The organism is Mesorhizobium sp. WSM4837 (genome assembly GCF_055811435.1).
Genome location: NZ_JBVVQE010000119.1, coordinates 1 through 11,252, shown reverse-complemented (window position 1 = coordinate 11,252; position 11,252 = coordinate 1). Strand labels below are relative to the sequence as shown.

Annotated in this window: 11 protein-coding genes; 10 read left to right on the top strand and 1 reads right to left on the bottom strand. The window is 62.2% G+C overall.

The annotated features are described in order from the left end of the window. The first annotated feature begins 139 nt into the window (after window positions 1-139). From AC0L3D_RS34910 to AC0L3D_RS34880, 7 genes are all read left to right on the top strand, one after another. On the top strand, window positions 140-931 hold the full coding sequence (locus AC0L3D_RS34910) for an ABC transporter ATP-binding protein (RefSeq protein ID WP_473647348.1): 792 nt from the start codon (window positions 140-142) through the stop codon (window positions 929-931). After that, a complete protein-coding gene (locus tag AC0L3D_RS34905; protein ID WP_473482585.1) occupies window positions 928-2,175 on the top strand; it encodes an SfnB family sulfur acquisition oxidoreductase in 1,248 nt (415 codons plus the stop codon). The genes AC0L3D_RS34910 and AC0L3D_RS34905 overlap by 4 nt, the downstream gene beginning before the upstream one ends. Window positions 2,176-2,208: 33 nt before the next feature. Then, on the top strand, window positions 2,209-3,384 hold the full coding sequence (gene ssuD / locus AC0L3D_RS34900; protein WP_473647347.1) for an FMNH2-dependent alkanesulfonate monooxygenase: 1,176 nt from the start codon (window positions 2,209-2,211) through the stop codon (window positions 3,382-3,384). Then, window positions 3,381-4,811, top strand: a complete 1,431-nt coding sequence (locus AC0L3D_RS34895) for an FAD/NAD(P)-binding protein (RefSeq protein ID WP_473647346.1) — start codon at window positions 3,381-3,383, stop codon at window positions 4,809-4,811. Before ssuD ends, AC0L3D_RS34895 begins: the two co-directional genes overlap by 4 nt. 26 nt (window positions 4,812-4,837) lie before the next feature. Next, window positions 4,838-5,344, top strand: a complete 507-nt coding sequence (locus AC0L3D_RS34890) for a flavin reductase family protein (protein ID WP_473482591.1) — start codon at window positions 4,838-4,840, stop codon at window positions 5,342-5,344. Window positions 5,345-6,227: 883 nt separating this feature from the next. Further along, on the top strand, window positions 6,228-6,821 hold the full coding sequence (gene pmtA / locus AC0L3D_RS34885) for a phospholipid N-methyltransferase PmtA (RefSeq protein ID WP_473647349.1): 594 nt from the start codon (window positions 6,228-6,230) through the stop codon (window positions 6,819-6,821). Between the two features lie 662 nt (window positions 6,822-7,483). Further along, a complete protein-coding gene (locus tag AC0L3D_RS34880; protein ID WP_156768567.1) occupies window positions 7,484-7,663 on the top strand; it encodes a hypothetical protein in 180 nt (59 codons plus the stop codon). Between the two features lie 572 nt (window positions 7,664-8,235). Here AC0L3D_RS34880 and AC0L3D_RS34875 read toward each other — a convergent pair. Further along, complete coding sequence (locus AC0L3D_RS34875) at window positions 8,236-8,376, bottom strand: hypothetical protein (RefSeq protein ID WP_473482593.1); 141 nt, start codon at window positions 8,374-8,376, stop codon at window positions 8,236-8,238. Between the two features lie 197 nt (window positions 8,377-8,573). On the opposite strand from AC0L3D_RS34875, the gene AC0L3D_RS34870 reads away from it, so the two are divergent. The 3 genes from AC0L3D_RS34870 (at window position 8,574) to AC0L3D_RS34860 (ending at window position 10,586) form a co-directional block, all read left to right on the top strand. Further along, window positions 8,574-8,861 (top strand): hypothetical protein, encoded by a 288-nt coding sequence (locus AC0L3D_RS34870; RefSeq protein ID WP_065012085.1) that lies wholly within the window; start codon window positions 8,574-8,576, stop codon window positions 8,859-8,861. A gap of 207 nt (window positions 8,862-9,068) precedes the next feature. Beyond that, window positions 9,069-10,154: an HPP family protein gene (locus AC0L3D_RS34865; RefSeq protein WP_473647345.1), complete on the top strand. Its 1,086-nt coding sequence runs from the start codon at window positions 9,069-9,071 to the stop codon at window positions 10,152-10,154. Window positions 10,155-10,283: 129 nt separating this feature from the next. Continuing rightward, window positions 10,284-10,586 (top strand): polysaccharide deacetylase family protein, encoded by a 303-nt coding sequence (locus tag AC0L3D_RS34860; protein WP_065008435.1) that lies wholly within the window; start codon window positions 10,284-10,286, stop codon window positions 10,584-10,586. The last annotated feature ends 666 nt before the right edge of the window (window positions 10,587-11,252 follow it).

Sequence of the window (11,252 nt, the reverse complement as noted above, 5' to 3'; positions counted from 1 at the left end):
CCCCCCCTGATTTATTTTTTTTCGTGGGTGGGGGCGGGGTTTTTTTTTTAAATAACGCCCCCCCCCCCCCCCCGGGGCGCGGCCCGCCCCCCCCCCCCGGCGCCCCCCCCGCGCCATCCAGGCGCAAGCGGAGTTATCGATGTCCACCCCGGAAAACCCGATCCTGTCAGTTAGCAGCGTGGAAGCCGTCTATAACGGCGCCATCGCCGCGCTGCACGGCGTTGACCTGTCGGTCGGCAAAGGCGAGATCATCGCCTTGCTCGGCTCCAACGGCGCCGGCAAGACCACGCTGCTGCGCGCCGTATCCAATCTCCTCCCGGCCGAGCGCGGCGCCATTACCGCTGGTCGGATCACCTTCGATGGCGAGGATGTTTCAAGGGCAAGCTCCTCACAGCTCGTCCGCAGCGGCCTCGTCCAGGTCCTTGAGGGCCGGCATTGCTTCCACTCGCTGACGGTCGAAGAGAACCTCTTCACCGGCGCGCTCGGACGCTCGTCCTCCGGCACCGGCGTCAAGGCCGACCTCGACCGTGTCTATTCACTTTTCCCAAGGCTCGCCGAGAAGCGGCGAACCCGGTCCGGCCTCACTTCCGGGGGCGAGCAGCAGATGACGGCAATCGGCCGGGGTCTGATGTCGCGACCGCAACTCTTGGTTCTGGACGAGCCGTCGATGGGGCTCGCGCCGCTGATCGTCGGCGAGATCTTCAGCGCCCTGAAACGGCTAAACCGCGACGAAGGCCTTTCGATCCTCGTTGCCGAACAGAATTCGGCGGTCGCGCTGAAATACGCCGACCGCGCCACCGTGCTCGAGAACGGCGTCAGCGTGCTGGAAGGTTCGGCTGCCGACCTGCGCCAGCGCGCCGATATCAAGACCTACTATCTCGGCGGCTCGCCGCTTCCATCCGACCATTTCCCCAAGGAGACCGCAGCATGACCATCCAATCGAAGCAGCCGTCCGATATCCGCAGCGCCGTGCCACCGGTCGAGCGTCCGTCAGCCAAGCCGCATGTCATCAGGACCGACGCCGAGGCACTCGCTGTCGCCGAAAAACTGGCTGCCGAATTCGCCAAGGATGCCTCCAGGCGGGACCGTGAACGCCTCTGGCCGAAGCAAGAGCTCGATGCGTTTTCGCAGAGCGGCCTGTGGTCGATCAACGTGCCGAAAGCCTATGGCGGGCCGGAGCTCTCCTATGTGACGCTGTCGAAAATGATCACCATCATCTCGGCGGCCGATCCGTCGCTGGGCCAGATTCCGCAGAACCATCTCGGCGTCGTGGCCGCCATCCGCACCGTATCGGATGAAGCCCAGAAGAAGCTGCTTTTCACCGAGGTGTTGTCCGGCACGCGCTTCGGCAACGCGTTCTCCGAATTCGGCTCCAAGCGGGCGGCCGACTTCGAAACCAAGTTCGTCGACGCCGGTGACCATGTCGTCGTCAACGGCCAGAAATTCTATTCGAGCGGCGCGCTACTCGCGCACCTGGTCCCGATCGTGGCGCTCGATGACGAGGGCCGCGCCTGGTATGCCATCGCCGATCGCGGCGCGCCCGGACTGACGGTCATCGACGACTGGTCGAGCTTCGGCCAGAAGACGACGTTGTCCGGCACGGTCTTGCTCGACAATGTGAAGGTGCCGAAGACGCATCTGGTTCCCGGCTATAAGGGTTACGACCGGCCGACGGCCGACGGAGCCATCTTCCAGATCATCCAGGCCGCGGTCGATCTCGGCATCGCCAAGGCGGCGATCGAAGAGACGGTCGATTTCGTGCGCACCAAGTCGCGCGCCTGGATCGACAGCGGCGTCGATCATGCCTGGCAGGATCCTTATACGATCCAGGCGATCGGCGACCTTCGTCTGCGCGCCAATGCGGCAGAGGCAGTTCTGGAAAAGGCCGGGCTTGCCGTTGATCGCGCCGTCGCCGACCCGAATGAGGAGACCGTCGCTGAAGCGCAGATCGCTGTGGCGCAATCCAAGATCCTCACCACCGAGATCGCCATCAATGCCACGAACAGGCTGTTTGAGCTCGCCGGCACGCGCTCGACGCTGGCCGAGCACAATCTCGACCGGCATTGGCGCAACGCCCGCACCCACACGCTGCACGATCCGGTGCGCTGGAAATACGCGATCCTGGGCAACTACTACCTCAATGACGTCAATCCGCCGCTCCATGCCTGGAGCTGACCGCGGGCATCGTCAAGGCACAGAGGACCATTCATGAGCATTGCCACCCCCGACAGGATCAAGGTCCTGTGGTTTCTTCCGACCCATGGCGACAGCCGCTATCTCGGCACCTCCGAGGGGGGCAGGGCGGTCGACTTGCCCTACCTCACCCAGGTCGCCAAAGCTGCCGATGCCATCGGCTACTATGGCGCGCTGCTGCCGACCGGACGCAGTTGCGAGGACAGCTGGGTCGTGGCGTCGGCTCTGGCGCCGCTGACCCAGCGGCTTCGCTTCCTTGTCGCCGTCCGGCCGGGCCTGCAATCGCCGACGCTCGCCGCGCGCATGACCTCGACGCTCGACCGCATTTCCAGCGGACGCCTGCTAATCAATGTGGTCACCGGCGGCGACCCGGTCGAGAACAATGGCGACGGCATCTTCCTCAGCCATGACGAGCGCTATGAGGTGACGCGGGAATTCCTCGACATCTACAAGGCCGTGCTGCGCGGCGAGACCGTTGCCTTCGCAGGCAAGCACTTCCGTATCGAGGACGGCCGGCTGCTGTTTCCGCCCGTGCAGACGCCACATCCGCCGCTCTATTTCGGCGGCTCGTCGGAAGCAGCCAACGCGGTCGCCGCCGAACAGATCGACAAGTATCTGACCTGGGGCGAACCGCCGGCCGACGTCGCCGCCAAGGTTGATCATGTGCGCGGCCTTGCCGAGAAGGCGGGACGAGCGGTGAGTTTTGGAATCCGATTGCATGTCATCGTCCGCGAAACCAATGACGAAGCCTGGGCCGATGCCGACCGGCTGATCAGCCGGCTGAACGACAAGACGATCGCCGAGGCACAGAAGGTGTTCGCGCGCATGGATTCTGTTGGCCAGTCGCGCATGAGCCGGCTGCATGGCGGCCATCGCGACAAGCTGGAAATCAGTCCGAACCTGTGGGCCGGCGTCGGCTTGGTGCGCGGCGGCGCCGGCACCGCGCTGGTCGGCGACGCGGCGACGGTGGCGGAACGGATCGACGAATACCGACGTATCGGCATCGATACCTTCATCCTCTCCGGTTATCCGCATCTGGAGGAGGCCTATCGTTTCGGCGAACTGGTGCTACCGCTATTGCCGCTCGATCATGAAATCTCGACACGGGCAGCGGTCGTGAACATGGGGCCTTTTGGCGAAACGGTGGCCGGCGACCATCGACCGTCGGCACTGCGCGCGAGTCAATCTTGAGCGCCAGAGAATCGGGCAGAGGGCCGGTCGTAGTCATTATCGGCGGCGGCTTCTCCGGGGCGGCGACTGCGTTTCATCTTGCGCGGCTTCTGCCCGCCGGAGCCGCCGATATCGTGGTCGTCGAGCCCCGAGAGGGACTCGGCTATGGTCTGGCCTATTCGACGCCCGATCCTTCACACCGCATCAATGTGCCGGCGTCGCGGATGACGCTGATCTCCGGTCAGGACAGCCACTTCGCCGACTGGCTGGAGCAGACCGGCGCAATTGCGGACGATGCCGAGGCTGTTGCCGCCAACGGCGCGCTCTACCCGCAGCGTCGCGTTTTCGGGCGCTACGTGGAATCCCATCTCCAGCCTTTGCTGCTCGGCAAAACGATCCGCCATGTCAGGTCCGCGGTCGCATCAGTCGAGCTCAGTGGCGAGGCCTACCACCTGATCCTCGCTGATGGAGGAAAGCTCGCAGCGGACGCCGTGGTGATTGCGGCGACGCATCCGCCGCCGGCCTTGCCATTGCCGCTGCAGTCCGTGATTGGCGCAGCCGGGCTTGTGGCCAATCCCTATGATCTCGAAAGGCTGGAAGCGATCGGACGTGACGACCATGTGCTCGTCGCTGGCACTGGACTGACGTCGGCGGATGTCATCGCAACGCTCGACCGCAATGGCCATCGCGGGCGCATCACAGCACTTTCGCGCCATGGCTACCGGTCGCGAGGCCATGCGGCTACGCATGCCGATCCGATTGGCGACTTCACCGGCCTCCCTTCACGCAGCGCCACCGTGCTGCTCAGGCGTATCCGGTCGACCATCGCAACCGCCGCGCAGCAGGGCGAAGGCTGGCACCCGGTGCTCGACGCCGTCCGGCGACAAGGGCAAGTCATCTGGCAGGCCCTGCCGCTCGCTGAGCAACGCCGCGTCGTGCGGCACCTTCGCGCGCTGTGGGATGTGCATCGCTTCCGCGTGGCGCCACAGATCATGGACATGCTTGATCGCCAGGTTGCCGAGGGTAGGCTTGCCTATTGCGCGGCATCGATTGTCGGCGCCGAACAGATCGACGGACGCATTCGGGTCACGCAGCGACTGCGTGGCCAAGGCCGCCTCCTTGCCGAGGCTTACGACAGCGTGATCGTGACGACCGGGCCGGCGCATGCCGATATTTTGCGGACCAATGCGGCGATTGCGGCGCTCGCACGGACGGGATTGGTGCGGCTCGACCCGATTGGCCTTGGCTTGGAGACTGACCCGCAAGGCAGTGCAGTCGGCACATCCGGGCGGCCGACTGGCAGCATTTTCGTCAGCGGGCCATTGGCGCGCGGCAGCGTTGGGGAATTGATGGGAATTCCCGAAGTCACCGCGCATGCCGAGCGCATCGCCGCCGAAATTCACCAATGGCTGGAATACCAAACGGCGTTGCGTCGCAGGGCGTCGTGAAGCTACAAAAAATGAGGCTAAGCCAGATGACACTGACCGAACGCGCTCCCCAGATTGAAACCCGTGTCCCTCTCAAATCTGCCATGCGGCACCTGGCTGGAGCCGTGTCCGTGGTTACCGCAGGTATTGGCGACGAAAGGACGGGCGCGACCGTTACCACCGCCCACTCACTGTCCGTCGAGCCGGAGGTAATGGTCGTCAGTCTCAACCTGAACTCGTCAACCTGGGCAGCAATCAGGCGGCACAGGCATTTCTGCGTGAACGTGCTGCGAGCCGACCAGGTCGCGATTGCCGATCGCTTCGCCGGACGCGGCGGCCTGAAGGGGGTGGAGCGTTACGAGGGGGCTAGCTGGCTGAGCCTCGCGACCGGCGCGTTGGCGCTCGACAGTGCGCTTGCCGCCGTCGACTGCGCGGTCGAAGACATGATCGTCCGCCACAGCCACGCACTGATCCTCGGCAGCGTCCGACATGTGGCGAGCGGAGAGCCGGGCCCGGCATTGATCTACCATCACGGCGCATATGGATCGTCGTAAGTGCCGTGACGTTCCGGGCCGCGACCGACTTTGATGTTGATGTCCTGATCTGCTGACCGATGGCAGCAGCGCGAAGTCCTATGCGCTACGTAGAGAAAGTTTCCGCCGAGCGACGCTTCCGCAGAACCATTTCCTACAGCCCAACCAAAATTCGCAATCGACAAAGACCGGAAGAGCTGCTGTTTCCTTTTTGAGGGTTTCCCTGAAAAGTCTTCAGCCTAAACCTCATTATTGTGGTCCAGCCGTCGTATTTTCCAAGGCCAATGCACGGTAGAGTCATAACACCTTGCCGCCTGCGCGGCAGAGAAGGCCATGGCAAAGCCGGAACCACGGTAAGACGGCGCAGACCGTCAGGCTCTTAAAAAAAACCATTCAGAGGGGATCGTCACCATTGGTCCGGCGGTCGGGAGGCTCGGCCGGTTGCAAAGAGGACGTTGGCAATGGGGCGGCCACGAGATAGCTGGGGTGATCCATGCCACGCACTTGCACGGATCACCTGCCAAAAATGGCGGACCGGTCCCGGAATCGAGCCGCCGTCGCGGGTTTTTTGCGGCCGTAGCGGCCTCATTGTCTGCTGTGCGCCTGGCGAAGCGCGCAGCAGATGAGAAGCTGCGTGCGTCGCGCTGGCGCTGATGGTGCAGCCGGAGATACGGCTGCTCGACGAGCTGTGAGGGGCTCTCGAGGCCATGCCCGAGATTCCCATACAGGACGAACTGGCGCGCATCTGAGCGAGAAAAACGTCATCATGGTGGAAAAGGCGCGCCAGTCGGCGCGGGCGTTTCGCGCCTCCAGCGCGGCAATCATCCCTGTGAATCATGCTTGTTTATATGTCGAAACTTCGACAAAAAGTTGCTCCGACGCGGATCGGGAGAAGGGAGCGGATATGGTCTTTCGATTGAAAGAGCGACTTGGCAAGAAACTTGAGGAAGAAGTGCGATTCTTCAAATGTTGGCAGAAGGATAAGAAAGGTGTGGGCGCACTCATGCCCACGTCGATCCATGCGGCGCGCCGCATGGCTAGTGTGGTCAACACGCATTCTGGATTGCCGGTTTTGGAGCTTGGTGCCGGGACTGGTGTCATCACCAGGGCCATCCTGGAAAGAGGCATCCAACCGCATCGGTTGACTTCGGTCGAATATTCCAAGGATTTTTATGATGGCCTGGTGCGACGCTTTCCGGGAGTGGATTTCCGCTTGGGCAATGCGTTTGCCCTGGAAGAAATTCTGGGGGAGCGCCGGGAAAAGTTCGATTGTGTCATAAGCGCAGTGCCGATGTTGAGGTTTCCGATGCAACAGCGCCTCACACTGCTCGAGGATTTGCTTGCACGAATCCCGGCCGGGCGACCTGTGATCCAAATCACCTACGGTCTTCTGTCACCGGTGCTCAAAATGCCCGACCGTTACATCGTTTCTCACTATGATTTCGTCGTCCGCAATGTTCCCCCCGCACAACTCTGGACCTATCGACGAGCAGTGTGAAACCACAGGGGACGCGAGCGACAGGTGGCTTTCGGAATCCTTGTACAGGACTGCACAGCCGATTGAACTTGGTGCTGTGGCCAGCCATTCGCGGCCCCTGGCTGGACCGCCTTCCATTCCGCATGTCTGAGGATCGATTTGATCGCAGCAGAGAGATGATGTTCGGCTACAAGCATTGAGAGCGGCGAAGCTTCCCCTAACGCCTATGTTTCTCCGGTATTTCGGAGATGCATTCCTCGAGACGCGCCAGGCGGAACTTCGCATTGCGAAGTTCATGTCCGGCTTCGAAACGTCGATGGCGTCCTTGAGGTGTGGCAGCTATGAGATCGCGCTCCAGTTCCGTAATGCGTGCGCGCACCTGCCGAGCCTCGTCCTGACGCAGCGCTTTGATCCATCCACGCCCGCGCATCGGTCTTCCTGCCAGCACCCCAAAGCCATGCGGGTTTATCCACCGAGACCCTAATTTCCGGCAAGCCGAAACGCTCGAAATTTAACTTCGGCTATTTTAGCGAAGACAAAGAGGGCTCTTTGGAAAGAAAGGCGGCGCTTGGGAGAGCGAATGAAGCGATAGAAGGTCGTCCGTCCTATTGGCCATCTTCGGCTCTGATGTCATGCCCAATTGTTTACTGTTTGAGAAGCGCTGAATCTGCAACGGTTTGGGCATGCCGCGGACAAGCGCAACGCTGGCCAAGAGCGCAGGTGCGATCGAGGCATCGCGAGGCGGGCCTATTGCCGACTGCCCATTGGCGCGCACTTTCGCAGCCATGGTGGCGCAGCATGTCGAATCGGTGTTGTTTGAGCAGTCGCTCGGCAAAGGCGAGGGCTGCATCGACATTCTGTGATCGTGTAGCTGACGCCGCGGAGAAAACCGCAGCCCCATTTCTAGCCCGCTGACCTGGCTTGCGGGCCGAGGCAGCGGAGAGGTGATGTTCGCTGCAAGTGTGCTTGGCGTGCAACTACTCAATTCACCGGCCATCGAAAACGTTTTAAGCAGATGGCATGCTCGCCAGCGGCAGCCTCTCCGCAGTCAAACCCGGCCTCGTGCCCATCCTCAAACGGTAGAGCGGCTGATCAAAGACGCTGCCGGCCTGTCATGGACAGTTCGACAGGGCAGCTTCAATCCTGGCGCAGTTGACCTACCGCGCAGCTCGGCTATGGCGGAGCACCCATGGCAGGCGCCGCTTCCATCGTTCACCTGGCTGCAGAGAAACATCTTTCTGCCAGCGCTTCTTCTTGCGAGTGCGTCTGCCTTCAGTCGGTGCGTTCGAAGCCTCCGGAATCGGCGCTTCTTCAACCCTAGGCGGCTTAGGAAGCGATACGTCGGGCATGACCATGTCCTTGACATCGGGTACTGCTTCACCAATGGCGGCCATGGGGCTGAGAACGGATATCTTCACAAGGAAAAATCGGCGCGTCAGCCGATAGCTTCAGTCTTGGCTTCCGCGACATCGTTCGTGATGGCGGCCAGGTCGATGCCGGCCCAGATTGACTGTGGCCGCTTCACGAGCCCACGCTTCTGTTTGATCTCGACGACAAAGGGTCGCTGCTGCCTCATAGTGCTCTCAACGGACTTGGGGAGTTGCGAAAGTCGTCTAGGCCGACCGCACGCGTTCGTCCATCCCCGTGTTCTCCAACGGTTTTCGAAAACGTTGATGTCTTCGAAGCCACGACGCCAGCGGCTCACCGCCGACCTCCCGGCCCGCGCTCTGGATCTCCTGTGATGCTTTTCAGTGCGGTCGCCACGACGATCATATGGCCCGCACAGCCGCCTTTGTTGTGCCCATCGCGCAGCCGCAGAAGATTCACAATGCAATGAAGATGATGGCCGCCCCTGTTCATACCCCACGTTCCCTGAGTATATCAGGCGCGTCCAACGCTTTTTCTGAATCGATCACATGTGACCGATTCATGCTGTTGATGGACCTGGATTTTCAGCTTTCGTTAGAAAGCCGATCGAGGCTACCTTTCAGGCTGGTGCTTCGTCGTGTTTTTCGCATGCGGTGGGCCCGTGGTGCCGGGGCGGCCCATCGCAACGTCTGACCCTTTCACTACTCTTTGCTTCGCGGCCGCTGAACGCCCAACGGCAGGTGGCAAGACTGGAGTTCGGCGATGGCGGCGACCGCACAAACCGGTGCGCGCAATAATATTCCCACTGGCCGCGAATATTCGGATTGGTTTGACTTTCAAATCTATAGCTTAGGCGGCATTTCGAACAACGTAGAATTCCACCTCGCCCCAAGGCTTACAATGGCCTTTCGTCTCTTTGTTCCGATCCTTGCCGGTGCGACGCTACGCGAGCGGCTGCTCGCCTGCATCGGCGCCACGATTGGCATCGCGCTGACCGGCGTGATCAGCGGGCTCGCCACGGGCGGCGGCCAGCATGTGGCGCTGCTGGTGGCCCCGATGGGCGCCTCCGCCGTGCTGCTCTTTGCCGTGTCGTCGAGCCCGCTTGCGCAACCCTGGTCGATTATCGGCGGCAATTCGATCTCTGCGCTGGTCGGCGTGACAGTGGCGCATTTCGTGCACGATCCGGTGATCGCGTCGGGCCTCGCTGTGGCGCTGGCGATCGCCACGATGTCGTTCACGCGCTGCCTGCATCCGCCGGGCGGTGCCGCGGCGCTGACTGCCGTGCTCGGCGGACCGGCCGTGGTCAGCGCCGGCTTCCTGTTCCCCTTCGTGCCGGTGGCGCTCAATTCGGCCGTACTGGTGGCGCTCGGCTTTATGTTCCACCTTCTGTCACGGCGCAACTATCCGCATGTCCACGTGGCCGCCGCAAACAATCACGGCACCGCGGACAGGCCGCCGGTAGAGCGTGTCGGCTTTCGGCCCGAGGACGTCGATGCGGCGCTCGCCGCTTTGGACGAAACCTTCGACATTGGCCGCGACGACCTCGAAAGGCTGATGCACCAGGTCGAGCTGCAGGCGATGGTGCGCTCGCACCGAACCCTGCTTTGCCGGGACATCATGTCCTGCGACGTGATCTCGGTGCCGGAAACTGCCACCGCCGCCGTGGCGCGACAGCAGCTTCTCGACCACAACATCCACGCCTTGCCGGTGGTCGATGCGGACGGCCGGCTGGCCGGCGCCGTGGGGTTGCGCGAGCTGACGCAGACGACCGAAACGGTGAAGGGCGTGATCTCGAAGGCAGGCACCGCCTCGCCCGAGACGCCGGCGATGAGCCTGCTTCCCGTGCTCACCGACGGCCGCAGCCATGCCGTCGTCATCGTCGATGCCGAGCGGCGCATCCTCGGCCTGATCACCCAGACCGACCTGCTGGCGGCGGCGGCGCGCGTGCAGGTGGCAGACAAGTCGCCGCTCAAAGCAGTGGCATAGCGGCCGCCTAACAGCGCAGGTTCGGGAACTTTTTGTCGCAGGCGCATCCAATCCAGGGGCGAACCCTGTTTGACTAGAGATCGGTTCGCGATGAGTAAGCCCGCAATTCTTACCACGGCCGATGATGCCATGGCCGCCGAAATGGCGCTGGTGCGCGGCGCTTTTGAGGGTTTGCGCAAGATCGTCGTCCCGGAAGGAGAAGAACCGGCAGCGAACGTGCTGCGGGTCAGCGCCTATTACCCGCGCATTCTCGAAATGCTCGACAAGGAGGGCTACAAGGTCGTGCTGTTGAATACGGCCGAGACGGATCCCGCACCTTGGCCATACGTGTCTTCCGGCCTCGATCATCGGTTCTTCGACCGGGCATTCCCGCCACATCTTGAGCAGATGCAGCACGCGCCGATTAACGATCCGGGGCGCCGCCGATCTTGATAGCTCGGCATGGGGAATACTTCCGAAGTAAGATCGACGCGGGGCATGCGAAGATGCTCGACGCCGGGCTCTTGCCGGAGGCCGAACATAGTCTTGGGCCCTGGCTCCCGGACGCGGTGCTGGCTCAAAAATTGCGCTGGCCAGTCCCGTAGGGTTCCTCGGCGCACATCTTTTCGCTACATCAGTCGGCGTCTTCTTCCTGGTGCGACCTCTCTCTGACCGGGACGGACCCCTAAGCCCTTGCCAGGGTAGTTTTGCAACGAAGGTTGGCGATTTGGATTTAGCCTGGTTTCTCAACATTCCGCTGTCGAACGCGCGGGGAGGGGCCCTGGTGATCGTCGCATCACGAAAGCCGGGGATTTCGGCTGGCGATGTCCAGGTTCGGATAGCGCGTTCAGCTTCCTCGTCGACCAGCGTTTCGCCCCGACGGGCTGCACCGCAAGATTGACGCAAAGGGGAGGGGGAAGACGCCTCTTGCCAATCATCGGCCAAGAAAAAAACCCGCCGGCAGGGAACCGGCGGGCGAGGCAGGAGGAAACTTTCGGGCCTGGAATATCAGGCGGCTAGGGCCGTTTTGGGCTCCGCCATTTCATAGCCGAGTGATTCGGCCACCGCGCGGTTGGTGATCTTGCCCTTGTGGACATTGAGGCCGTTGCGCAAATGATG

What these genes read in the sequence shown, in the direction of transcription:
- AC0L3D_RS34910 (WP_473647348.1), top strand. Translation starts at nt 140, where the DNA reads ATGTCCACCCCGGAAAACCCGATCCTGTCAGTTAGCAGCGTGGAAGCC.
- AC0L3D_RS34905 (WP_473482585.1), top strand. Translation starts at nt 928, where the DNA reads ATGACCATCCAATCGAAGCAGCCGTCCGATATCCGCAGCGCCGTGCCA.
- AC0L3D_RS34870 (WP_065012085.1), top strand. Translation starts at nt 8,574, where the DNA reads ATGGCCCGCACAGCCGCCTTTGTTGTGCCCATCGCGCAGCCGCAGAAG.
- pmtA (WP_473647349.1), top strand. Translation starts at nt 6,228, where the DNA reads ATGGTCTTTCGATTGAAAGAGCGACTTGGCAAGAAACTTGAGGAAGAA.
- AC0L3D_RS34865 (WP_473647345.1), top strand. Translation starts at nt 9,069, where the DNA reads ATGGCCTTTCGTCTCTTTGTTCCGATCCTTGCCGGTGCGACGCTACGC.
- ssuD (WP_473647347.1), top strand. Translation starts at nt 2,209, where the DNA reads ATGAGCATTGCCACCCCCGACAGGATCAAGGTCCTGTGGTTTCTTCCG.
- AC0L3D_RS34860 (WP_065008435.1), top strand. Translation starts at nt 10,284, where the DNA reads ATGGCCGCCGAAATGGCGCTGGTGCGCGGCGCTTTTGAGGGTTTGCGC.
- AC0L3D_RS34880 (WP_156768567.1), top strand. Translation starts at nt 7,484, where the DNA reads ATGCCGCGGACAAGCGCAACGCTGGCCAAGAGCGCAGGTGCGATCGAG.
- AC0L3D_RS34875 (WP_473482593.1), bottom strand. Translation starts at nt 8,376, where the DNA reads ATGAGGCAGCAGCGACCCTTTGTCGTCGAGATCAAACAGAAGCGTGGG.
- AC0L3D_RS34890 (WP_473482591.1), top strand. Translation starts at nt 4,838, where the DNA reads ATGACACTGACCGAACGCGCTCCCCAGATTGAAACCCGTGTCCCTCTC.